Source organism: Halovivax cerinus, from assembly GCF_024498195.1.
Lineage (GTDB): Archaea > Halobacteriota > Halobacteria > Halobacteriales > Natrialbaceae > Halovivax > Halovivax cerinus.
This window is the reverse complement of the sequence record NZ_CP101824.1, coordinates 871,474-894,700: the sequence shown is the minus strand read 5'-3', so window position 1 is coordinate 894,700 and position 23,227 is coordinate 871,474. Positions and strand designations below refer to the sequence as shown.

Genomic DNA, 23,227 nt, shown 5'->3' with positions numbered 1-23,227 from the left:
CCGGCCCCGTCCCGTCGCGCCCGTTCCCGCCACAGACCGGTCATTTGTCCGGATACTTCGGTTCGTGACGCGCTGCCCGTTCGAGCGCCCGTTCGACGATCGCGCGGACGTCGCCGTGGAACTCGCCGCCGTGGCCGGCGTACATGTGCTCGACCGAGTCGGGCATCCGATCGAGCAGCGTCTCGATGCTCTCGACGAGCGTCTCCCTGGACTGGCCCGGCAGATCCGTCCGTCCGAAACTCCCGTCGTCGAACGCGCCGTCGTCGTGGACGACAACGTCGCCGGAGAAGAGCGTCTCGTCCGAGACGAACGAGACGTGATCGTCGGCGTGTCCGGGGGTGTGAACGACCTCGAACGTCTCGTCACCGATCAGGACCTCGTCCCCGTCGACGATCGTCCGCGTCCGGAGTGGGTGGTCGGCGAACGCGTATATCTCCGGGCCGAACGTGCCGGAGACGGCCGACAACCGGTCGACGTGGTCGCCGTGCTGGTGGGTCAGGACCACGGCGTCGATCGTCTCGACGTGGTCTCTGATCGCGTTTATGACGTCGTGGTAGGTCCCGACGTCGACCATGGTCGTTCGCTCACCCGGGACGAGGTAGGCGTTACAGGTGAACGACTCGGCGGCTGCCGTGACGGTGTGGACGTCCATCTTCTCGAACCCGACGGGACGAACCGCCCTAAATCTCTCGAACGGGGCGGAGCCGATTCGTACGGAACCCGTCATCGTCCGACCCGTGGGGAATCCGCCATCACCGCGGTACGACGCTCTACGACCGACTGTGCCGTATATGTCCAGCAGTGGATTTTTGGGCGTCGATCCCATTACCTACTCACGTATGGGTTTTGGAAGCTACGACGAGTCCGAACAACAGGACATCGACGCCGATTTCGACGACGACGACGCCGTCGAGTCGGAAGAGAACGCCCATCAGGGGACGATGGAGTTCGACAACGGGGCCTCGAGCGACGAACTGATCGACCGTCTCTCGGAGATCAAGAGCGAGGAGTGAGCCACCGGTATGTCCGACCGTCGGGGGAGGCGTGCGCTCGGCATCGCGGATTCCTCGGTCGGCGACCGGTGTACGCTCGCGGGCGCCGTCGTTCGCGGCGATCGCGTCGTAGACGGTGCGGGGTTCGCGACGGCGACGGTCGGCGGCCTCGACGCGACCGACGCCGTTCTTCGAATCGTCACAGCACTCGATCGCGAGGACGTTGCCTCCCTCGTGATCGGGACGATCGCCCCGGCGCGGTTCAACGTGATCGACCTCTCCCGACTCTACGAGGGCGTCGACGGTCCGACGATCGCGGTCACGTTCGACCCCAGCGACGGGCTCGAACCGGCGATTCGGGACTCGTTCTCCGGTGACGACCGTTCCGAGCGCCTCGAACGGTACCGTCGGCTGCCACCTCGTCGACCGGTGACCGTCAACGACGAGACGGTGTACGTCAGGGCACTCGGCGCGTCGCCAGCCGAGGCGGCCGACATCGTCCGAACGTTCACGCCCGAAGGCGGCCGACCTGAACCTATCAGGGTAGCGCGACAGCTCGCCCGTGCGGGCGCTGCGTACCTGGACCGAGAGCGCGACGCCGATCGCCCGGACCGATCGGACCGCTAGCGGATATCCGTGGCCGATCGACACCCCAGTGGTCGACCGACACCTGTCGACGGGTCCGTACCGACGGCTCACCGTGGCGGGTACCAGACGACTCAGACGGATCGGCGGGTGCGAGCGCCCCGTTCGGATCGATCGGTCGCGAGGGCCGCTACTCGTGGTCGGTCCGTCCGCTACTCTTCGGTCTCCTCGCCGCGGGCCATCGCCGTCACCGGTGTGCCGCCGTCAGTCGCAGGAGACGCCTCCTGGATGCGTTCTTCGAAGTCGTCGACCTCGTCGTACTCGTCCTGGTGGATGAGCGCCGTCTTGCCGAGCGGGGTCACCTCGTACAGACCCGATCGGTCGGCCGGGCCGACCTTCCGGACGAGGCCGTAATCCTCCAGGACGGGCAATCGAGTGTTGATGTTCTTGCGGCTCTTTCCCGTGTGGGAGGCGAGGTTCGGCGCGACGTTCCGACCCGTCTCCTTGAGTGCTTCCAGGATCAGAAAGTCGGTGGGCTGTCTCAGTTTCACGAAATCACGCTCGTTATCACCAGTGGGGAGTAGATGCAAGTAATACTTCCGGCCGCAACCGGAGTTTGGGCCAGAGACGAACGCCGAGCCGACCGTCACCGGTCCCTCGTCCGAAAGCCGTACGTGGGTGCCGGTCGACCGTCACCACATGGACGATACCCGGCCACAGAACATGGAGGGACTCTGCGTCTCGGACTGTCGACGCTGTCCCGCGCTGGTCGACTCGCGGAGCCGGATCGTAAACGGAACGGGACCGTCCGACGCCGACGTCCTGTTCGTCGGCGAGGCGCCCGGCGGGCAGGAAGACGCCGAGGGCGAACCGTTCGTCGGCCGCAGCGGGAGCGTCCTCGACGACCAGCTCCGGACCGTCGGCCTCGAACGCGAGACCGTCCGTATCACCAACTGCGTGCGCTGCCGGCCGCCGGAGAACCGGGATCCAACGACGGACGAACTCGAGAACTGCCGCGGCTACCTGGAGGCCGAGATCGACCGCGTCGATCCGGACGTGATCGTCACCCTGGGGAAGGTGCCGGGCGAACACCTCCTCGGCCGGTCGGTGGCGGTGACCAGTGAGACGGGCTCCGTCGAGGAGGTTCGCATCGCTGGCACGCCCCGGCCGGTCCTCGTCTGTCTCCACCCGGCCGCGACGCTGTACGACCGGAGCCAGGAGTCCGCCTTCGCCGAGACGATCGCGGAGGCCGCGGCGATCGCCGGCGTCTCGCCGACCGATTCGGGCGGCCAGTCTCGCCTCGGGGAGTACTGATCGGCTGGTGGTCACGCCGCGGTGGTGACACCGCGATCAGGTGGCCCGCCGATGCCGAGCGATGCCCGGGCCGATTCGACGCTCGGGCTACAGGTTCAGGCCAACGACGAGTACCTGCGTCGCGACGAGCAACGCTCCGACAGCGGCTCCGACGAGTTCGATGACGAGTCGAGCATCGGGCCGGCCGTCACCGGCTACCCGTTTCGCGATCCACAAGCAGGTCACGACCGCCCCCGCGACGGTCACGGTGAACGCGAGCATTACGGGACCGGTCGACGCGTACTCGGGTCCATAGTGCGTCCCGACGCTCCAGCGAATTCGAACGGATGGACCGAGGACGCGCGCGGCGATCAGACTCGTGACGATGCTCGTGAGAACGAGGAGCGGACCGGTCACTGTCGCCGGATTGAGCCGGGAGCGACGACCGGTCGGAGGTCGTTCGGTGGACATACGAGTCGACCGAGGAGCGGCCGAACGAAAGGCCCTGGACCACGGCTTCACGATCTGTAGCGGTGCCGCTCGGTTTATGTGGGGTCCCTGTAAACGCGGAGACCGTGAGCGAGGAGGACCGGATCGAAGCCGTCGGCGCCGTGCTGGCCGACCCGACAGCCCGGCACATCCTCGTCGAAACGAGCCAGGAACCCATGACTGCGAGCACGTTGAGCGACCGCTGTGCGGTCTCCGAACCGACGGTGTACCGACGCCTCGAGCGACTGCGCGAGTGCGACCTGCTCGTAGAGCAGACGCGACCCGACCCCGAGCACGGGCACCACCGGACCGTGTACGCGACCGATCTCGATCGACTCACGGTCACGCTCCGGGACGGCACGTTAGCGCTCCAGGTCGACCGGCGAGAGGACCCGTCCGATCGATTCACCCGCCTGATCGAGGGGATGTGACGTGGGGTCGACGCCGCTTTCGGTGTGGGGATCCGAACTGCCGCCGGAGTGGGTGCTCGGCTTCCAGCAGGTCACGCAGCTGGTCAGCGTCTGCGTCGGACTCGTCATCGCGTACTACGCCTACCGCGGCTACCGCCGAAACGAGAGCCGCCCGATGCTGTTTCTTGCGGCCGGCTTTGTCCTCGCTTTCGCGGTGCCGTTCTGCGTGCTCGTTGTGTACTCGATCGTCCCGGGCGTTCCGGTCGGCGCGGCGGTGATCGCGTCGCAAACGAGTCAGGTACTCGGTCTGCTCACGGTCCTCTACGCGATCCGGATGCCGACGTGACCGCACGACCGTCAACCGTGACCGCACGATCGGACGACGACGTCGTCCCGAACAGATTCGCTCGAACGAAAGGGCCATGCACGACCCGCTCCGAGTTCCCACCATGAGCCAGCAGGCAGGCCGACCGTCGCTCGAGACGGTCGACGCAACCGTCGCCGTGGTCGATTACGGCCTCGGCAACCTCCACAGCGTCACGCGCGGTCTCGAACGCGCCGGAGCGACCGTCGCCGTCACCGACGATCCCGATGACTTCCACGCCGCCGACGGCGTCGTCCTCCCCGGCGTCGGTGCCTTCCGCGAGGGCGTCGAGAACGCGGACCCACTTCGTGAGGACCTCCTCGCCGTCGCCGAGTCCGACACGCCGCTGTTCGGGATCTGTCTCGGCATGCAGATGCTGCTCACCGACAGCGAGGAGGGCGCGGCCGGTGAATCGGCCGTCCGCGGACTGGACCTGATCCCGGGGACCAACGTCCGGTTCGACGGGGGCCAGAAGGTGCCCCACATGGGCTGGAACGACCTCCGCGTCGAGCGCGAGCATCCGCTCGTCTCCGGCACCGATGGCTCAGTCGACGGCGAGTACGCCTACTTCGTCCACTCGTACTACGCCGTCCCGGACGACGAGTCGGCCGTCGTCGCCACGACCGAGTACGGCACCCGATTCCCGGCCGTGATCGCCGACGAGTCCGGCACGGTGTTCGGGACGCAGTTCCATCCCGAGAAGAGCGGCGAGACCGGCCTGCGGATCCTGCGAAACTTCGTGTCGCTCTGTACGGCGTGAATCGCCTCGCAGGCCACCTCGCGGCGCCGTCGCGTCCGAACGGGTCTGACCGACTCGAATCACCATCCGTACTTTTATATTATATCGTGGTAACTCGAAGGCTATGGAGTCGAATGCCGTTCGCGCGCTTCGGCGGCGAACGATCATCGGCGGGACACTCCTCTGGGTCGTCTTCTTCGGTCTGGCACTCTCTGCGCTCGTCCTAGAGGGCGTTTCGGCCCCGGTCGTCGTCGCACCGGTCCTGGCGCTCGTCGCCGGCGGCGCGCTCTTCAGCGTCTTCCTCTCGGTCGACATCAGCGTCGCCGGCTATCCGTTCGACCCGTTCCAGCGAGCCGGCGTCGGGTACGGCCTGCTGGCCGTCGCCGTCGCACTGGTGTACGCCCCGCGAGCGCGCGTCGAACCCGGCGTCCTGGTTCCGGTGAGCTGGATCTTGCTCCTCGGCGCGCTCGCCTACCGGGAGGTGGCCACGCCGCACGACTCCGCCGATCCGTCGATGCGTCAGGTCGGCATCATCGTCGGACTGCTCCTGTGTTTCGTCGTCGGTCTCCCGGTCGCCGTGATCCTCCTCGGGTGACCCCGGGGCGTCGTACACCGTGGCAGGTACTAACACCTCGGCGGTCGGCGAACCACGAATTCACATCACGACGCCGTCGCTCGGGGGCGCACTGGATATAGTCGAGAAGGCGGCCCCTGTCAGGCGGCGCGCGGTTCTTTCGCCTTCGGACGGAGGTTTCCGTAGCCGCACTTGCGACAGCGGTCTGCGCCCGGGGAGTTCCGGGCGTTACACTTCATGCAGATGAGCTTCTCTAGCGTCCGCGACTCGGCGGCGTCGAAACTGGCCATACCCGCCCTCTGGCGCCTCGCGCATTTGAATCTGGTGATCCGTCCGTTCCGGATCGGTTCCTGACGCGGCGGGCCGGACCGACTACTCGCCGAAGCCGTCTTCCCACTGGAAGGTGCCGTTTCGCTGCACCACGTCGTCGTCTACCTCCAGTCGCGAGCCCTCGCTGACGTCGGTGATCATGTCGACGTGGACGGCCGATTCGGTGCCCGACTCGCCGTCGGGCAGGCAGGCGTCGTAGGCGCGACCCAGCGCCAGGTGGACGGTGTCGCCCATCTTCTCGTCGAAGAGGATGCTATCCGTGAAGCGATCGATACCGCGATTCATCCCGATGCCGAGTTCGCCGAGGCGGCGTGCGCCCTCGTCGGTGTCGAGCACGTCCGCGATCACGGATTCGCCCTGTTCGGCGTCGTAGTCGACGACCTCGCCGTCCTCGAAGCGGAGGGTGACGTCGCGGACGGGCTGGTCCTGAATCGTCATCGGGACGTCGAAGGTCACCTCGCCGTCGGCCGCGTACGGGGCGGTGAAGACCTCGCCGCTCGGGAGGTTGTGCGAGTCGTAGGCGACGGAGGCGGCGCTGTTGACCGCGGTTCGGCCCTCGATCGCCATCGTGAGGTCGGTGCCCGGGCCGACGAGGCGGACCTCGCTGCCGGCGTCGAGGCGTTCTTTCAGCTTGGCCATCTCGTCGGCGAGCGACTCCCAGTCGCGGAGGATGGCGTCGTAGGCGAAGTCGCGGTACGCCTCGTAGGCCATGTTCGCCTGCTGGGCGAGCGAGCGCGTCGGGTGGACGGTCGACACCCAGCGCGTGTCGTAGCGCGTCTCGCGGACATCCTGGTGGGCGCTGCGGTAGGCCTGGCGCGTCTCGCCGGGGACGTCGGCCGTCGCGCTCGTGTTACGGGCGCCGCCGATGGACAGGTAGACGTCGGCGGCCTCGTACAGTGCCAGTTCGTGGGTCGATTCCTCGAAGTCGCCGTCGTGGGCGCGCTGGTAGGCGCGAGTGAGGTCGCCGGAATCGTACGTCGCCAGGAGATTCGCGCCGCGCTCACCCAGTTTTTCGGCGACGGCGACGGCCAGTTCGTGCGCGTCGGGGCCGACCGACAGGACGACGTCGTCGCCGGCCTCGACGCGAGCGCTCCAGTCGACGAGCACCGCGGCGTGCTCGCGGACGCGTGGATCCATACCGCAGGGTCTCCCGTGAGAACACAAACCCGCGTCGGTTCAGGTCGCCGGCTGTTGGGCGGACGTTTGCCCGCCGGAAACCGATCGTCGGGTGCTTACTCGGCGGCGACGGCGCCGCTCGTCGGCGTCGTGGATCGCTCGCGGACGAGTCGGACGACGGCGTAGACGATCGGCGTATCGACGAGCGCGATGGCCAGTTTCAGGATGTACTGGCCGATCATGAGAGCGGCGAGTGGCGTGAACTCCATGGGATCGCCGCCGATGACGGATGGTGCGATGTAGAACGCGACGGAGACGAAGATGACGGTATCGATCGCTTGACTCGTCCCTGTCGAGGCGATATTGCGAAGCCAGAGCTTTTCGCGGCCGGTCTCCTCGCGGATCCGGTGGAATAGCCAGACGTCCCAGTTCTGGCTGACGAGGTAGGCGATCGAACTCCCGGCGACGATGGAACCGGCCGGCAACAGTACCGATTCGAACTCGCCGGCGCCGACGGGGGAAAACTGATACACCGGAGCGGCCGCTGTCGAGAGGACCAGCGCGAGCGCGACGAAGTTCATGGCGAACGCGGCGTTGACGACGATCTGGCCGGCGCGTTTGCCGTACAGCTCAGTGTAGCAGTCACTCGCGAAGTACGTGAGTGCGTACGCGAGGGCTGCCCCCGGCATGACGAGTTCGCTGCCCGTAAGCGGCAACGAGAGCGGGATCGAGAACGCGAGGATCTTCGCGGCGGTCAACTGGGCGGTCACCAGCGCCGTGACGAAGACGGCGATCAGTGCCACCTGTGGGAGCGTCGGTGTGCCGGGTGACTCACTCATGGTCGGTCGTATCGACCGGAGGCACCTAAGTGATGCTATCGAGAGAGCACCTGAGAGCTCTTTCGATAATTCCCGAACCGGTCCGAACCGCATCAGGGCCGACCGCTCCCTGGAGAACCAGTTCGGTGGTGCGACGTGACGTCGACCTGGCAGACGTCTCGCTGTCGGCCGATCACGGCGGTGAGAGCCTGCACGCGTCGTCCGTGACCATCCGGTACTGCTCACGCCGGTCGGACCGAGACGGGGACGGATCCGCCGTCGATCAACTCCGTAGACGACTCGAGTAATACAGGGGGACGAGGAGGACGAGGAACGTACTGCCCATGCCGGCGACGGCGAGCCAGATGACGGCGAGGGTACGCTGATCGAGGTAGCCGGCGACCTCGGCGAGCCAGAGCACGCTGTAGAGGCCCACGACGAGGAGGCAGGCGACGTAGATGCGGATTCCCCACCCTACCACGTGGTAGAGGCGTGTTCTGGTGAGCCACGGACGCGGTGGAATCGTGAGATCGATCATCGTTGTATCTGCCACCTCGCGGCCAGCGCGACGCCTTCCTCTGGCGGGACGAACCGGTGTGCGACGGTCCCGCTCCGGCCGCTGGGTACCGATTTCGACCGGCGAATGGGCCGGGACTGCCATAATCGTAGTGGTTGTCACGACGGTCGACGGCCGTTTGCGGTCGGCCGAACCCGCGGGTCTCGACCGATTTTCGTTTTCCACCGGGGCCGGCGTGGCTTGCGACGGTCAGGGCGACCATCCATTTTCCTGGGGACCCTAGGAGTGTACGGTCCGACGACAGTCGGACCGAGACCGCTGAGCGACCGGAGCACGGGCTGGTGGGCCGCCCGTCCGCCCGCTCGGGTGCCGATTGGCCGACCGGGCCGTCGAACCGCCGTACGGAGCCGGTTCGACCTGGTCCGATCTCACCCGTCGCGGGTTTCGGGATCGAGGCCGGCCGTCACTCGCCGTCGTCCTCGACCGATTCGTCCTCGAACGCCTCCAAGAGTGCATCTAGCAGATCGTCAGAGTCGTCGTCTTCGTCGTCCCGCTCGTCCTCGTCTCCCCTTTCGTCAGAGTCGTCGTCTTCGTCGTCCCGCTCGTCCTCGTCTCCCCTTTCGTCAGAGTCGTCGTCTTCGTCGTCCCGTTCCTCAGGCCCGTCGTCTTCCGATCCCGATCCGTCGGGTGCGTCTCCGCCGTCGTCCCCGGTCTCGTTTTCGACCGGGGCGTCGGTCGCGAGCCCATCGATTCCGTCCTCGGTTCCGTGTGGATCGGCGTCGGCAGTCCCGTCCAACGATAGTCCCGCACCGCCGGCGACGGTCCAGGCGGTCAGCCCGACCGCGAGTCCGACCAGTGACGCGAGTACGAGGACGTACGCGACTGACGGAGCGGTGCCGGTGTGGTCGAGGGTCGGGTGAACCACTGGATACCGCTGCCACGGCCCTCCCCATCGTTACTCGGACTCATAGGATCGGTACGGTCTCCGTACACGGGCGATCACTTCCGGAACCGACGATACGCATCTTCGATACAAATCTCGAACGGCAGTTGGTGCTGGATTGGCGACGATCTCGCTGTACGCATGCACACCCTCCCCCGTATATTGGCCGGCCTCTCGACGGACCATGTCGACATTTGCCGATATTTTTCGACGTTCATCCAGAAAGCGACCGATCTACACCGTGGATTTGGCGAGGATGGCGTATGACAACGTCACTCACGAAGAATTATGTAGAACCCCCTCCATCTGTTGTGTATGGCGTCCGCCAGCCAGTCCGAGTCACGTTCGCCCGCCAAGCAGTCTCCACGGCGTGTACTGACATTTACCTGGCTTATTCGACCGACATTTTGATCGGCGGACACCCGTCTCGGCACGTTGACACCGTGTCCGAGGCGTTCTCGTCCGTTCCCGGGTTCCCGTAGTCAGCGGGACCGGGCCGACTCGCTGCCCGTCAGCCTGGCGGGTGGCCGACGATGTGTAAGATGTAGAACACGAACCCACGCCACCGAACACCCACGGAAACGATGAGCACATACGACGAACCCGAACCGACGCACCGATCCGAATCGACCAGCCCGCCGGACGATGCGGTCCAGGTACTCGACACGGACGGCACCTTGCTACCGGGCGCCCAGCGACCGGCCCTCACGGACCAGGCGCTGCTAGAGATGTACGAGGAGCTCGTCCTCGCCCGACGGTTCGACGAGCGAGCGACGGGGCTGCAGCGGCAGGGTCGGATCGACACGTACGCACCCATGCGCGGACAGGAGGGGTCGCAGGTCGCGACCAGTTTCGCCCTCGACGACGAGGACTGGCTCGTCCCTACCTACCGCGACCACGCCGCGAAACACGCCCACGGACGCTCCTACGAGGCGTTACTCACGCATCTCTCCGGCTATCGCGAGGGGTACGCCGTCCCCGACGACGTGAACGCCTTGCCGGAGTACATCCCGATCGGTACGCAGGTTCCGCAGGCGATGGGGCTGGCCTGGGGGTTCACCATGCAGGACCCGCACGACCGCGCCGTCCTCTGTCACTTCGGTGACGGGGCGACCTCGACCGGCGATTTCCACGAGGGGCTCAACTTCGCGTCCGTCTACGACGTCCCGACGATCTTCGTCTGTAACAACAACCAGTGGGCCATCTCGACGCCGTTCGAAGCGCAGACGGCGACGGAGACGATCGTCGAGAAGGCCGACGCGTACGGCGTCGAGGGCGTCCGCGTCGACGGGACCGACCCGCTCGCGGTCTACGCCGTGACCCGGGCGGCCGTCGAGAAGGCGAAACACCCCGCGGAGGGCGAGCGTCGGCCCACGCTCATCGAATCGTGTCAGTATCGCCTCGGCGCGCACTCGACCGCCGACGACCCATCGGCCTACCGCAGCGAGGACGACGGCGAGGACTGGGAGGATCAGGACCCAATCGAGCGTCTCGAACGGTACCTCTACCACGAGGGGATCCTGGACGACGACCTCGCCGACGAGATCGCCGACCGCGTCGAGGACTGCCTCGCGACGGCGATCGACCGCGCCGAGGCCACCGAGACCGACCCGACGCGGATGTTCGAGCACGTCTACGAGGAGCCGACCGACCGCCTGCGGGAACAACTGGCGGACCTCGACGGCTTGCGCGAGCGCCATGGCGACGACGCGTTCGCGGAGGTGGGCGAATGAGCACCGCGGCCGACCCGTCCGAATCGGCCGACGACGATACGGTCGAGGTGGAACCCGACGTGGCGGCCGATGCGATCGACCTCGATACCTACGACGGTCCGACCGAGTCGCTCTCGCTCGTCGAAGCGGTGCGCGACGGCCTCGGGCTGGAGCTGGCTCGCGACGACAGCGTACTCGTACTCGGTGAGGACGTCGGAACCAACGGTGGCGTCTTCCGGGCGACGGAGCACTTACAGGACGAGTTCGGCCCGCACCGCGTGATCGACACGCCGCTCGCCGAGTCGGCGATCGTCGGCTCGTCGATCGGTCTCGCGATATCGGGCATGCGGCCGGTCGCGGAGATGCAGTTCATGGGCTTCGCCTCGCCCGCGTACGACCAGCTCGTGAGCCACGCCGCCCGGATGCGCAGTCGCAGCCACGGTCAGTACACACTCCCGATGGTCGTCCGTATGCCCTACGGCGGCGGCATCGCCGCCCCGGAACACCACTCCGAGTCCAGGGAGGCCGCACTGGTCCACGAACCCGGCCTCAAGGTCGTCACGCCGAGCACGCCGGCCGACGCGAAGGGGCTCGTCGCGGCCGCGATTCGCGATCCGGACCCCGTGATCGTCCTCGAACCGAAACGCCTCTATCGCGCGTTCCGCGAGGACGTCCCCGAGGAGTCCTACACCGTCCCGATCGGCGAGGCGTCGATTCGCCGGGCGGGTGACGACCTCTCGCTGTTCACCTGGGGGGCAAGCACCCAGCCGGCCCTCGCCGTCGCCGAAGACCTCGCAGCAGAGAACGGACTCGACGTCGAGGTCGTCGACCTGCGGAGCCTCTCGCCGCTCGACGTCGATACCATCGCCGAGTCGGTCCAGAAGACTGGCCGCGCCGTCGTCGTCCACGAGGCGCCCAAATCAGCCGGCGTGGGTGCCGAGATCGTCGCCACGATCAACGAGGAGGCGCTGTACCACCTCGAGGCGCCGGTCACCCGCGTGACGGGCTTCGACACGCCGGTCCCGCTCTCGACACTCGAAGACTTCTACCTCCCGCAGGCGCTGCGCATCCGCGAGGGCGTCCTGGAGACCGTCGAGGCGTAGCGGGGCGTTCGAACGCGCGAACGGATTCGATACGCGATGCGGCGATCCGAGTCGTCCACGAGCGGTTCGTTTCCCCGTCGCCAGCCTCGACTGAACCCCTCGTCACACGCTCACACTCTCGAACCCGGCCGATAACGGCCGTCACGTCTTTACCCGTTCAGTTCCAGTGTCTGGCGATGGTCGACATCGACGTCGTCGACACCGCTATCCGAGCGACGGATGCGGCGGGGAACGAGGCGACCGTCGATACCAGCGGGTGGGATCGACTCGACGACGAGAGTGCCCTTTCAGAACCCGTCGACACCAGGATCTCGGGCCGAGCGAACGAACTGTCGTTTCCGTGGGTCCACACCTGGGTGTGGAATCTCGACGACGGTCGGCGCACGTTCTGCACCAAACTCACCGACGAGCGAACCGAGCGTCGGCTCGAACCGGGCGCCTATCAGTTGACGTTCGACGACGCGATCCAGGTGGTGATCGAATTCGACGGCGACGCGACGATCGAACGCCGGGCCGACCGACGCGCCACCGTGTCGTTTCCGCAGCCGACGGTCGTCACGATCGGCTTCCGGTCGCTGGTCGACATTCCCGAACACACCGTCACGGTCCCGCGAACCCCCGCCGGCGTCGGACGTGCGCTCTCGTCTTTCGCGGTCGCCCGGCGGGACGACGGACCGGGCATCGCGTCGCCGATCGGGCGCGGCCACCCGCCCCGGATCCGGTTCGGGGCCGAGACCGAGATTCCGGATGCAGTTCGAGAATCCATGGGCGAGACGGGGGTCGAGCTCTGGGTTCCAGACCGCCTCGACGCGCTCGTTCCCCTCACCTCGCTGGCGTTCTATCTCGGCGCGTCCGTGACCGTCGCGGACCGCGACGACGTGGCGCTTCGGATCCCGTCGGTCGATATCGACCGGCGATTTCGGCCAGCGCCGGCCCTCCAGCACGAGGCCGCCGACGTGCTCCGGCGCGTCGTCTCCCTCGATACCCTCGTCCGGTTGGCCGCCCAGCAGGCCAACCTGGCCGAACTCGAGGCGTTCGAGCGGCTCGCCCTCGACGTCGATCGCCTGTACGAGTCGGACCTCGCCGAGCGCCTCGAGACGTATCTCGACCCGGATCTGGCGTACGACCGTCTGGAGCCGGCCCTGCCGCCGTGGCACTACACGATGTACGTCGAGCCGACCTACGAGCACGTCCCCCCGCTTTCGTCGTTCGCCCATCGACTGGCGCGGGTCTACCTGCCGAGCGCCGCTGACGGGATCGATTCTGTCGGACCGATTCCGGGCGAGCGCCCCGATCCCGACGGCGGCAGCGGCCAGTTTACCGGCTGGCTGGGCCAGGGTGAGCCGTCGGGGCCGTTCCTGTCGCGGCCCGCAGCGTACGAGAACCGAACGGCGTACGTCGACGAGCGGGGTTCGGACCGATCCGTGCTCGTCGTGGCCGACGACCGGCGATCGGCCGTCGTCGAGACCGCCCGCGACGTCTACCGCGATCGGTCGGCGTATCCGGCCGAGGTCGACGTCTGCGAGAACGCCACCGTCGACGACCTCCGGGCGGCGGTCGAACCCCGTCGCGAGTTCGTCCACTACGTCGGCGAGCTCGACGGGTCGGCGTTCGTCTGCGCCGACGGGACGGTGTCGCCGACGGATTCGAAGTGGGGCGGCCGAGCGGTCCTGCTCGACGTCCCCGACTCGCTGTCGGCGGCCACGGAACTCGTCGACCGTGGTGCGGTGGCAGCGGTCGCCCTCCGGGGAGACGACGAACTGGAAGCCGACGCGCGTCGCCTCCTGCTCGAACTGCTGGGCGGCGGTATGGCGATCGATCACGCGGTTCGATTCGTTCGCCGGTATCTCGGTGCGACGGACGAACTCGTCGTCGTCGGCGACGGACTGTGTCGGGTCGGGCACGCCACTGACCTGTACGTGCTCGCCTACCGGCTCACCGCCCGCGGGGACGGGACCTTCTCGCTCGCGGGCGACGCCCAGTACCCGGACGCGGGCGTGCTGTGGTCGCCGGATTTCCCGGAGGCGACGGCGACCCTCGTGGGGAACCCGGGCGACGTCGTCGTCGACGCGAGCGACCTCCGGACGCTGGTTGCGGACTCGTCGCCGGCCGTCATCGTCTACGACGGCGAGTGCTACTGGACGGACGATCTCGAGCCGTTCTACCCGGCCGCGTGAGCGTCGGTGTCGTCGGCCAGCCGGGCCGTCCCGTCTCTCGAAACTGCCAGTTCGAAGGGGGTAGTCCGTCACTCCCGCTTGGCGTTCGAATCGGTTCGCCCACACGCCGTCATACGGTAGTACTCGACGAATTTGACGTACTCCTCGATCGGTTCGACCCCGTCGAGACAGCCCTCCGGGTCCCGGACTGCGTGTTCGAATTCGATCTGGGTGGCTTCGTCGAGTTCGTCGAAATCGCGAATCGTCGCGTCCGCACGGAGGTGGCTCGGATCGACGGCTTCGATGGTGACGGGCATATGTGTACATCGACGCGATCGGACGGGATGAACCCGGCCGACACCGGAACGATTTGACGGAATCTCGGTTCCGCGACAGTTCCGTCCTCGATCGGCTCGGTCGACCGAACGCGTCGGCCAGCGTCGATCGATCGAGACCCCGGCCAGCACGCATTTTGCGATCCTATTAGTACTGCCACTAATGGTCGACATCGAGGTCGTTGATACGACAATTCTCGGGACCGACCTGGCGGGCAACACCGCGGCCATCGAGACGAGTGGCTGGGACCGGCTGGCCGACGTCGGCGACCTTCCGGATTCGGCGGTCGGCCGCGATGGCTCTGGTTCGGGAGGCGCGGCGGTGGCCGGCCGTGTGAATACTCTCTCGTTTCCCTGGGTCCACACGTGGGTCTGGAAACTGGAGGACGGGCGCCGAACGTTCGAGACCAAACTCACCGACGATCGGATCGACCGGCGGCTAGAGCCGGGTACCTATCGCTTCACGTTCGACTCGGAGATACAGGTCCGGATCGAGTTCGACGGCCGAGCGCGGATCACGCGCCAGCCCGACCAGACCGTCACCGTCTCGTTCCCCCAACCGACGCTCGTCAGGATCGCGTTTCGGTCGTTCGTCGACGCACCCAAACACACTGTCACGGTTCCACGAACCGCTACCGGCGTCGCGCGAGCGCTCGAGTCGTTCGCCGTTGCTCGCCACTGGAACGGGCCGGACCTCGCTTCACCGCTCGAGCGCGGCCATCCGCCACGCATCCGATTCGGCGACGAGACCGACATACCGGCGGCGGTTCGCGAGTCGATCGGCGAGACGGGGATCGAACTTCGGGTTCCGGATCGCCTCGATGCACTGATACCGCTCGCGTCGCTCGCGTTCTACCTCGGCGCGACCGTGACTGTCACGGACGAAGACGGGGTGGCGCTCCGGGCGCAGTCGGTTGATTTTGAACGAGCGCTGTCGCCGTTTCCAGGGCTGCAACACGAAGTCGCTGCCATGCTGGAACGGATCGTCTCACTCGACAATCTCCTCAGATTCTCCACCCAGGATACGGATCTGGCCGAACTCGACGAATTCGCGACGCTCGATCTCGATGTCGGTCACCTGTACGAAGCTGACCTGGACGAGCGGCTGCAGGCGTACCTCGATCCCGATCTCGCGTACGACCGCCTCGAAACGGTCCTGCCGCAGTGGCATTATACGATGTACGTCGAGCCGACGTTCGATCGCGTTCCATCGCTGCCGGCTCTTGCCAACCGCCTCGCTCGGATCTACCTGCCGAGCGCCGTCGACGAGGCCGGCCGCGTCGGGCCGACGCCCGGCAACTCGGCCTATGGCGCTAACGGCGATAGCGGCCCCTTCACCGGCTGGCTGGCGCAGGGCACGCCGATCGGCCCGTTCCTGTCGCGACCCGCAGCCTACGAGAATCGGACCGGATACCTGAACGATCAGACGCCAGACCGCGTCGCACTCGTCGCCACCGACGACCGATGGGCGGACGCAGTCGAAATCGCTCGCGAGGCCTATCGCGGTCGACCGGCCTACCCCGCGAACGTCGACGTCTACGAGGCCGCGACCGTCGCGGAACTTCGCTCGGTCCTCGAAGACGGTGGGATATTCGTCCACTACGTCGGCGAGGTCGACGGCGAGGCGTTCGTCTGCACCGACGGGACACTGGCGACCGAGGAGATGGCGTGTGCCGGCCGGACGGTCCTGCTCGACGCACCCAATTCGCTGCCAGCAGCTGCGGCGCTCGTCGACCGGGGGTCGGTGACGGTGCTTGCCCAACGTGGCGAGGATCGCCTGGGGGCCGAGGTCCGTCGCACCGTGCTCAAACTACTGGGTGACGGGATGGCCGTCGACCACGCGGTTCGGTTCGCTCGCCGGTACCTCGGCACGTCGGACGATCTCGTCACGGTCGGCGACGGTCTTTCACAGGTCGGAAACGCGCCGAATGTGTACGCGCTCGTCTACCGCCTCGAAGCGCTCGGAGACGGAACGTTCTCCCTATCGGGCGACGTCCAGTACCCCGACGTGGGTGCGATGTGGACGCCCGGGTTTCCGGGTGCGAAGGCGAACATCGCGGGTAACTCGGGCGATCTGGTCGTCGACGCGAGCGATCTGCGAACGCTCGTGTCGAACGAGTCGCCGGCCGTCATCGTCTACGAGGGCGAGTGTTACTTCACCGACGACCTCGAGCCGTTCTACCCGGCCGCCTGAGCGTCAGACCCGTCGGCCCGTCACTCCCGATCGGCGATCGAATTGTCGCGTCGACACGTCGTCACACGGTAGTATCCGACGAATTTGACGTACTCTTCGACCGGTTCGACGCCGTCGAGACAGCCCTCCGGGTCTCGGACTGCGCGTGCGAACTCGGTCTGGGTGGCTTCGTCGAGTTCGTCGTAATCGCGAATCGTCGCGTCCGGCCGGAGGTAGCTCGGATCGACGGGTTCGATGGTGACGGGCATGCCTACAGAGACGTGATCGCCCGGAATGAACCCGACCCACACCGGAACGATTTGACGGGATCTCGGATCCGCGACAGCTCCGTCCTCGATCGGGCCGGTCGACCGATCGCGTCGGCTCGCGCCGATCTATCAGAACGCCGGCCGGCACGCATTTCCCCTTCCTGTTATAATCCCCACTAATGGTCGACCTCGACATCGTTGATACGACCATTCGAGCGACCGACGCGGTGGGCAACGTCGCCACCGTCGAGACGAACGGGTGGGACCGGCAGGCCGACGGCGACGGCCTCTCGGAACCCGTCGACTTGACGGTTTCCGGTCGGGTGAACGGACTCTCGCTTCCGGTGGTAAACGCGTGGGTCTGGACCCTGCGGGACGGCCACAAGTCGTTCGAAACGCAACTCTCCAACGATCGGACCGAAATCCAGCTCGAGGCGGGCCTCTATCATCTGATTTTCGAGACGGCGATTCAGATCCTGATCGAGTTCGACGGCACCGCGACGCTCACGCGGGGAGCCGATCACTCGGTCGACGTCTCGTTTCCCCATCCGACGGCGGTTACGGTCGGGTTTCGGTCGTACACCGACGCTCCGACGCACACCGTCACGATCCCGCGGACCGCTACCGGCGTTGCGCGAGCGCTCGAGTCGTTCGCCGTCGCTCGTCGGACCACTGACCCAGAACTCGCCTCACCGCTCGGTCGCGGCCACCCGCCACGGATCCGATTCGGCGACGAGACCGACGTTCCGGAGGCGGTTCGCGAGTCGATCGGTCAGACGGGGATCGAACTGCGGGTCCCGGACCGCCTCGACGCACTGATCCCGCTCGCGTCACTCGCGTTCTACCTCGGTGCGACCGTGACTGTAACGGACAGAGATGGCGCTACGCTTCGGGCTCCATCGGTCGACCTCGAACGAGAACTGTCGCCGTTGCCAGCGCTGCAGCACGAGGCCGCCGATCTGCTTGAACGGATCGTCTTCCTCGACAATCTCGGCCGGTGGGCCACCCAGGATGCGAACCTGGCCGAACTCGAGGCGTTCGAGACACTCGGCCCCGACGTCACCGAATTGCAGGGGATGGACATGGACGAACGCATCGCGGTCTATCTCGACCCCGACCTGGCGTACGACCGCCTCGAGCCGGTCCTGCCGCCGTGGCATTACACGATGTACGTCGAACCGACGTTCGACAACGTGCCATCGCTGCCGTTTTTCGCCAATCGTCTCGCACGGGTCTACCTGTCCGACGCAGCGGACGGTGCCGACCGCGTCGGTCCGACGCCTGGCGACCCAACCGCTGGCGCTGACGGCTATACCCGTCCGTTCACCGGCTGGCTGGCCCCGGGATCCCCCGCCGGTCCGTTCCTGTCGCGACCTGCAGCCTACAAGAACCGATTCCGATACGCCAAGGAACAGATACCGGAGCGGGTTGCACTCGTCGTCACTGACGACCGACGGTCGGACGCCGCCGAGGCCGCCCTCGAGGCCTATCGCCACCGACCGGCCTATCCCACGGACGTCGAATTCTACGAGGCCGCGACCGTCGCGGAACTCCGATCGGTCCTCGAAGCCGGTGGCGAGTTCGTTCACTACGTCGGCGAGGTCGACGGCGAGGCGTTCGTCTGTACGGACGGGCGGCTGGCGATCGAGGAGACGGCGTGTGCCGGCCGGGCGGTCTTGTTGGACGCGCCTACCTCGCTGCTGGCGGCCGCGGCGCTCGTCGACCAGGGGGCGGTGGCGGTGGTGGCCCAGCGTGGCCAGGAGCGTCTCGAACCCGAGACCCGACGAACGCTGCTCGAATTGCTGGGTGAGGGAATGGCCGTCGACCACGTGGTTCAGCTCGCTCGTCTGTACCTCGGCGCGTCGGATGGACTCCTCACGGTCGGTGACGGCCTCTGCCAGGTCGGAAACCCGTCTGAAATGTACGTCCTCGTATACCGCCTCACGTCGCTGGGTGACGGGAACTTCTTGTTTTCGGGCGACATCCAGTACCCGGACTTTGGCGTGTTGTGGTCACCCGACTTCCCCGAGTCCGGTGCGAATCTCGTCGGAAACCCGGGCGATCAGGTCATCGACGCGAGCGACCTGCGAACGCTGGTGTCGGCCGCGACGCCAGCCGTCGTCGTCTACGAGGGGGAGTGTTACTTCACCGACGACCTCGAACCGTTCTATCCGGCCGCGTGAGCGTCGGTTCCGTTGTCGCTTCTCGATCCCGGCGGACGTGTATTGCCATAAAGGTGAATACCCACCGGGCCATTGGTCGACCATCCCGATGGCGAGTACGGACGAGGCTCGTGCGCAACTCTACGATCTCGTGGCCGACCTCGAAACGGCCGAAGCGAGTGCCGACGTCTACGAACTCGCCGTCGACTGGGTGGCCGAGAAACTGGGGTACGCCGACTGTGGCGTCCTGGTTCCCGATGAGAACCGATTCGTCCCGGCGGCGGCCCGCGCCCGCACTCTCCAGGCGAACGTGACGCCGCTCGGCGTCGAGGAGGGTATCGCCGGTCGGACGTACCGTACGGGCGAGTCGCAGGTGATCGACGACGTGCGAGACGTTACGACCGCCCGACCGACGAGCGACGCGTACCGCTCGGTGCTTTCGGTTTCGATCGGCGAGCACGGCGTCCTTCAGATCCTGTCGGATGCCGTCGGCGCGTTCGACGACCGCGATCGCGAGATGGTCGAACGGCTGGCTACGCACGTCGAACGGTCGCTCGAACGGATCTCTCACGAGTCGGCTATCACGCGGGAACGCGATCGGTTCGCCGCGCTCTTCGAGAACGTCTCCGACGCGGTTATCGAGTACCGCGTCCAGGAGGAGACGGTCCGCATCGAGCGGGTAAACGCCTCCTTCGTCCGTCACTTCGAGTACGAACCATCCGAGGCGATCGACCGGAGCGTCCAAACCCTGCTCGTTCCCGAACTGGATTCGGCGCCGATCGAATATCAGGCGGCGATGAACGCGGGCGAGCGTCACGACACCGAAGTCGTTCGACAGACCGGTGAGGGGCCGCGTACCTTTCTGCTTCGGACGGTCCCGACGGGGGCCGATGACGTGCGACGTGGGTACTTGATATACACCGATATCTCGACGCTGAAGGATCGCGAACGCGAACTCGAACGGCAGAACGAACGCCTCGAGTCGTTCACCAGCGTCGTGAGCCACGACCTGCGCAACCCGCTTTCCATCGCGATGGGCTACGCGGAACTGGCCGTCGATGATCCGTCGGCCGATCACCTCTCGACGGTCGTCGGTGAACTCGAACGCATGGATCAGATGATCGACGAACTACTGACGTTGGCGAAGAAAGGCGAGGTGGTCGGCGAGACCGAGCCCATTTCGCTTGACGAGGCCGCTCGCTCGGCCTGGGACCACGTCGAGACCGGTGCGGCCGAACTGGTCGTCGAAACCGAGACGACGATCGAAGCCGACCGCCCGCGACTCGAGGAAGTGTTCGAAAACCTCTACCGGAACGCGATCGAGCACGGGTCGCCGGACGTGAGTCTCGAACGGCCGGACGAGGGCGACGATCGGTCGTCGGACGCCGTCGACGAGCCGCCGCTTTCGGTCACGGTCGGGTCGATCGAGGGCGCCGTCGACGCCGGCTTCTTCGTCGCCGACGACGGCGAGGGCATCGACCTGGACGATCGCGATCAGGTCCTCGAAATGGGATTTACGGGTGCTGCCGACGGGACGGGGTTCGGACTGGGGATCGTCTCGGAGATCGCCCGGGCGCACGGGTGGAACGTCTCCGTGACCGAAAGCCGGGAGGGCGGCGCCCGCTTCGAATTCGCCGGCGCCGAGTCCGGTCCGGCCTGATCCAGACTAGTCTGCCGACTCGATCGAGAACGGGTTTCCCTCGGGATCGCGGCCGTCACAGACCCGTTTCCCGGGCGCCGGCGACCGAATTTCGCCCATTTCGACGTCGTGATCGAGGAGGTCCGCCCGGGCGTCGTCGATGTCGTCGACCGCGAAAACCACCGTCGTGGGGTACTCGCCGAGGTCGCCGTCCCGGCCGGCGTGCAGGCAGAGGCTGCACTCCCCCGTGTCGAAGCGGACGAAACCGTGGCTGGGATCGCCGCCGGCTATCTCGAGGTCGAAGACGTCAGAGTAAAACGCCGCCAGGCGCTCGACGTCCTCGGCGTAGCGGATTACGTCAGAAATCCGGTTGAATTCGTCCATCGTTCGTCCTGTCGTGTTCCTTCCAGGGTACACGATCGGGGTTCGTTCTCTCGTGAGGTGGTCTGTCGCCCCGTCCTGGAGCTGTACTACCACCGCCACCGGCGACTCTCGCCGACGAGGGGCGATTACGGACCGTCGTGATCGTTCGAACGCGCGAGCGGTCCGCGGAGACGGTCCCACGCGGATGGCGGGTGGTCGTCCGCGCGATCGAGGCGACAGCCAGGTCCTTCGACCCTGTCGTCCGTCGCGAGACCGCCGTCGACTTGAAGGTCGCGGGTGATGGACGTGAACTTACTATGGCGGAAATCACTGGTCTGGACGACCGAGAGACGGTCCGTATCCGGACCCCGGACGCCGAAACCGACGCCGTTCCGACGAGCGGGCGTGAGTACGCGTGAGCACCGCATCCGATCTCCTCGTCGCTTGCCTCGAGGCGGAGGGCGTCGAAACCGTCTACGGGGTTCCCGGCGAGGAAGTGGAGGATCTGCTGTTCTCGCTCCGGGCGTCGTCGATCGAGTTCGTCCCCACCAGACACGAGCAGGGAGCGGCGTTCATGGCGGACGTCCACGGCCGGGTGACCGGCGAAGCCGGCGTCTGCCTCGCGACGCTGGGCCCCGGCGCGACCAACCTGATCACGGGCGTCGCCGACGCGGAACTCGACAAGAGTCCGCTCGTCGCGATCACCGGTCAGGGTGGGCGCGAGCGGTTGCACAAGGAGAGCCACCAGGCGCTGGACGTGGTCGACGTCTTCGAGCCAGTCGTCACCTGGAACACGCAGATCGCGGCGCCGGAAACCGTCCCCGAGTCCGTCCGCAAGGCGTTCAAGCTTGCCGAGTACGAGAAGCCGGGTGCGACCCACCTCGAACTGCCGGAGGACGTCGCCGCCGAGGCGGTCGAGACGGATTCGGTCGACGCGACGCCGATCTTCGAACCGGAGCAAGTTCGCCGGCCGGACCCCGACGACGCCTCGGTCGAACGGGCCGCGTCGGTGATCGAGGCCGCCGAGCGCCCCATCGTCCTCGCGGGCAACGGTGCCGTCCGGACCCGTGCGTCCGATCGACTCAGGGCGTTCGTCGATCGACTCGACATCCCCGTCGTCGCGACGTACATGGGCAAGGGTGCGATCTCGGACCGCGATCCGGCCTCGCTGATGACGCTCGACTCGGGCCCCGAGGGCGAGGCCGAGCGGGCGATCGAACGTGCCGATTGCGTGATCGCAGTGGGGTACGACATCGCCGAGCACGACCCGCAGGCGTGGAACCCCGACCTCGACACCGCGATCGTCCACGTCGATCACGAACCGGCCGAAGTGTACCGTCACTACACGCCGGCCGTCGAGATCGTCGCCGACGTCGGCGCCGCCCTCGAAGCCGTCGGCGAGCAGGTGCCGGTCGGCGCCTGCTCGCTGTGGTGTGCAGACCGCCACGACCGCATCCTGGCGGAGGCGACGGCACCACCCGACACCGACGACCCGATCACCGTGAGGAACGCCCTCCCGCTCCTGCGCGAGGCGATGGCCGACGCGGACGTCCTCGTCTCCGACGTCGGCAGTCACAAGATGGCGATCGCGCAGTCGTTCCCCACCTACGAGCCGAACACCTGCATCGTCTCGAACGGCCTGGCGAGCATGGGCATCGCCGTTCCCGGCGCGCTCGCCGCCGATCGCGCCCTCGATTCGAACGTCGTCGCCGCGACCGGCGACGGCGGCTTCCTCATGAACGCCGCGGAGCTCGAGACGGCGACGCGACTCGACTGCGGCTTCACGGTCGTCGTCTTCACCGACGACGATTACGGCCTGATCTCCGAAAAGCAGGTCGACCACCGCGGTGAGTCAACCGGAACGGGTCTGTCGAACCCCGACTTCGGGACGTTCGCCGAGAGTTTCGGGATCGACGCGTACCGCCCCGAAACGTGGGACGCGGTGGATGCGGCGTTCGCGGCGGCCGTGCCCTCGGACGACCTGGCATTGATCGAGATACGACTGGCGGGTACTCCCGATGGACGAGACCCAACGGATTCTGAGCGGCCGGACTCCAGGTGAGAGACGGTTCGTCACCGCTCGCCCTGGACGGTCATCCCGTCGAAACACCCTGCTGGACGATCGAATACCGGTCACTCGACCGA

At 66.8% G+C, this 23,227-nt stretch carries 25 protein-coding genes; 14 read left to right on the top strand and 11 right to left on the bottom strand.

The window, feature by feature from the left end; genetic code table 11:
• Positions 1-40: 40 nt before the first annotated feature.
• The gene (locus NO366_RS04185) at positions 41-652 is read right to left on the bottom strand and encodes an MBL fold metallo-hydrolase (protein WP_256533067.1); all 612 of its coding nucleotides are present in this window, start codon (positions 650-652) and stop codon (positions 41-43) included.
• 187 nt (positions 653-839) lie between these two features.
• Between NO366_RS04185 and NO366_RS04180 the strand changes: the two genes are divergently transcribed.
• Complete coding sequence (locus tag NO366_RS04180; RefSeq protein ID WP_256533066.1) at positions 840-1,013, top strand: DUF5786 family protein; 174 nt, start codon at positions 840-842, stop codon at positions 1,011-1,013.
• Positions 1,014-1,022: 9 nt separating this feature from the next.
• Positions 1,023-1,619 (top strand): endonuclease dU, encoded by a 597-nt coding sequence (locus tag NO366_RS04175; RefSeq protein ID WP_256533065.1) that lies wholly within the window; start codon positions 1,023-1,025, stop codon positions 1,617-1,619.
• Between the two features lie 170 nt (positions 1,620-1,789).
• Here the strand turns inward: NO366_RS04175 and NO366_RS04170 are convergent, their stop codons facing one another.
• Entirely contained in the window at positions 1,790-2,128 is a 339-nt protein-coding gene (locus tag NO366_RS04170; protein WP_256533064.1) for a winged helix-turn-helix transcriptional regulator, read from the bottom strand.
• A 148-nt stretch (positions 2,129-2,276) separates the two neighbouring features.
• On the opposite strand from NO366_RS04170, the gene NO366_RS04165 reads away from it, so the two are divergent.
• Positions 2,277-2,891, top strand: coding sequence for a uracil-DNA glycosylase (locus tag NO366_RS04165; protein ID WP_256533063.1), 615 nt, complete (start codon positions 2,277-2,279; stop codon positions 2,889-2,891).
• 87 nt (positions 2,892-2,978) lie between these two features.
• Here the strand turns inward: NO366_RS04165 and NO366_RS04160 are convergent, their stop codons facing one another.
• Positions 2,979-3,341 carry a hypothetical protein gene (locus tag NO366_RS04160; RefSeq protein ID WP_256533062.1) on the bottom strand — a complete coding sequence of 121 codons (363 nt, stop codon included), beginning with the start codon at positions 3,339-3,341 and terminating at the stop codon, positions 2,979-2,981.
• A gap of 104 nt (positions 3,342-3,445) precedes the next feature.
• Between NO366_RS04160 and NO366_RS04155 the strand changes: the two genes are divergently transcribed.
• From NO366_RS04155 to NO366_RS04140, 4 genes are all read left to right on the top strand, one after another.
• Positions 3,446-3,790 (top strand): winged helix-turn-helix domain-containing protein, encoded by a 345-nt coding sequence (locus tag NO366_RS04155; RefSeq protein WP_256533061.1) that lies wholly within the window; start codon positions 3,446-3,448, stop codon positions 3,788-3,790.
• 1 nt (position 3,791) lies between these two features.
• Complete coding sequence (locus NO366_RS04150) at positions 3,792-4,115, top strand: DUF7521 family protein (protein ID WP_256533059.1); 324 nt, start codon at positions 3,792-3,794, stop codon at positions 4,113-4,115.
• Positions 4,116-4,218: 103 nt separating this feature from the next.
• Positions 4,219-4,893 carry an imidazole glycerol phosphate synthase subunit HisH gene (gene hisH / locus NO366_RS04145; RefSeq protein ID WP_256533058.1) on the top strand — a complete coding sequence of 225 codons (675 nt, stop codon included), beginning with the start codon at positions 4,219-4,221 and terminating at the stop codon, positions 4,891-4,893.
• A 103-nt stretch (positions 4,894-4,996) separates the two neighbouring features.
• Positions 4,997-5,467 (top strand): hypothetical protein, encoded by a 471-nt coding sequence (locus NO366_RS04140; protein WP_256533057.1) that lies wholly within the window; start codon positions 4,997-4,999, stop codon positions 5,465-5,467.
• Positions 5,468-5,586: 119 nt separating this feature from the next.
• On the opposite strand, the gene NO366_RS04135 is transcribed toward NO366_RS04140, so the two are convergent.
• The 5 genes from NO366_RS04135 to NO366_RS04115 form a co-directional block, all read right to left on the bottom strand.
• Positions 5,587-5,736, bottom strand: coding sequence for a 50S ribosomal protein L40e (locus NO366_RS04135; protein ID WP_256533056.1), 150 nt, complete (start codon positions 5,734-5,736; stop codon positions 5,587-5,589).
• An 82-nt stretch (positions 5,737-5,818) separates the two neighbouring features.
• Positions 5,819-6,913, bottom strand: a complete 1,095-nt coding sequence (locus NO366_RS04130) for an aminopeptidase (RefSeq protein WP_256533055.1) — start codon at positions 6,911-6,913, stop codon at positions 5,819-5,821.
• Between the two features lie 95 nt (positions 6,914-7,008).
• Positions 7,009-7,731: a queuosine precursor transporter gene (locus NO366_RS04125; RefSeq protein WP_256533054.1), complete on the bottom strand. Its 723-nt coding sequence runs from the start codon at positions 7,729-7,731 to the stop codon at positions 7,009-7,011.
• A 262-nt stretch (positions 7,732-7,993) separates the two neighbouring features.
• The gene (locus tag NO366_RS04120) at positions 7,994-8,248 is read right to left on the bottom strand and encodes a hypothetical protein (protein WP_256533053.1); all 255 of its coding nucleotides are present in this window, start codon (positions 8,246-8,248) and stop codon (positions 7,994-7,996) included.
• A 442-nt stretch (positions 8,249-8,690) separates the two neighbouring features.
• On the bottom strand, positions 8,691-9,152 hold the full coding sequence (locus tag NO366_RS04115) for a hypothetical protein (protein ID WP_256533052.1): 462 nt from the start codon (positions 9,150-9,152) through the stop codon (positions 8,691-8,693).
• Between the two features lie 602 nt (positions 9,153-9,754).
• On the opposite strand from NO366_RS04115, the gene pdhA reads away from it, so the two are divergent.
• The 3 genes from pdhA (at position 9,755) to NO366_RS04100 (ending at position 14,162) form a co-directional block, all read left to right on the top strand.
• Entirely contained in the window at positions 9,755-10,903 is a 1,149-nt protein-coding gene (gene pdhA, locus NO366_RS04110) for a pyruvate dehydrogenase (acetyl-transferring) E1 component subunit alpha (RefSeq protein ID WP_256533051.1), read from the top strand.
• A complete protein-coding gene (locus tag NO366_RS04105) occupies positions 10,900-11,985 on the top strand; it encodes an alpha-ketoacid dehydrogenase subunit beta (protein ID WP_256533050.1) in 1,086 nt (361 codons plus the stop codon). Before pdhA ends, NO366_RS04105 begins: the two co-directional genes overlap by 4 nt.
• A 176-nt stretch (positions 11,986-12,161) precedes the next feature.
• Positions 12,162-14,162: a hypothetical protein gene (locus NO366_RS04100; RefSeq protein WP_256533049.1), complete on the top strand. Its 2,001-nt coding sequence runs from the start codon at positions 12,162-12,164 to the stop codon at positions 14,160-14,162.
• 68 nt (positions 14,163-14,230) lie between these two features.
• Here the strand turns inward: NO366_RS04100 and NO366_RS04095 are convergent, their stop codons facing one another.
• Complete coding sequence (locus tag NO366_RS04095; protein ID WP_256533048.1) at positions 14,231-14,458, bottom strand: hypothetical protein; 228 nt, start codon at positions 14,456-14,458, stop codon at positions 14,231-14,233.
• A gap of 181 nt (positions 14,459-14,639) precedes the next feature.
• Here NO366_RS04095 and NO366_RS04090 point away from each other — a divergent pair, with 181 nt between their 5' ends.
• On the top strand, positions 14,640-16,670 hold the full coding sequence (locus NO366_RS04090; protein WP_256533047.1) for a hypothetical protein: 2,031 nt from the start codon (positions 14,640-14,642) through the stop codon (positions 16,668-16,670).
• A gap of 20 nt (positions 16,671-16,690) precedes the next feature.
• Here NO366_RS04090 and NO366_RS04085 read toward each other — a convergent pair whose 3' ends face one another.
• Complete coding sequence (locus tag NO366_RS04085; protein WP_256533046.1) at positions 16,691-16,918, bottom strand: DUF7979 domain-containing protein; 228 nt, start codon at positions 16,916-16,918, stop codon at positions 16,691-16,693.
• 179 nt (positions 16,919-17,097) lie between these two features.
• On the opposite strand from NO366_RS04085, the gene NO366_RS04080 reads away from it, so the two are divergent.
• Positions 17,098-19,101, top strand: a complete 2,004-nt coding sequence (locus NO366_RS04080) for a capsule biosynthesis GfcC family protein (protein ID WP_256533045.1) — start codon at positions 17,098-17,100, stop codon at positions 19,099-19,101.
• An 88-nt stretch (positions 19,102-19,189) separates the two neighbouring features.
• Positions 19,190-20,740 carry a histidine kinase dimerization/phospho-acceptor domain-containing protein gene (locus NO366_RS04075; RefSeq protein ID WP_256533044.1) on the top strand — a complete coding sequence of 517 codons (1,551 nt, stop codon included), beginning with the start codon at positions 19,190-19,192 and terminating at the stop codon, positions 20,738-20,740.
• A gap of 6 nt (positions 20,741-20,746) precedes the next feature.
• On the opposite strand, the gene NO366_RS04070 is transcribed toward NO366_RS04075, so the two are convergent.
• Positions 20,747-21,103 carry a VOC family protein gene (locus tag NO366_RS04070; protein WP_256533043.1) on the bottom strand — a complete coding sequence of 119 codons (357 nt, stop codon included), beginning with the start codon at positions 21,101-21,103 and terminating at the stop codon, positions 20,747-20,749.
• Positions 21,104-21,497: 394 nt separating this feature from the next.
• On the opposite strand from NO366_RS04070, the gene NO366_RS04065 reads away from it, so the two are divergent.
• The gene (locus NO366_RS04065) at positions 21,498-23,144 is read left to right on the top strand and encodes an acetolactate synthase large subunit (protein ID WP_256533042.1); all 1,647 of its coding nucleotides are present in this window, start codon (positions 21,498-21,500) and stop codon (positions 23,142-23,144) included.
• Positions 23,145-23,227: the final 83 nt, after the last annotated feature.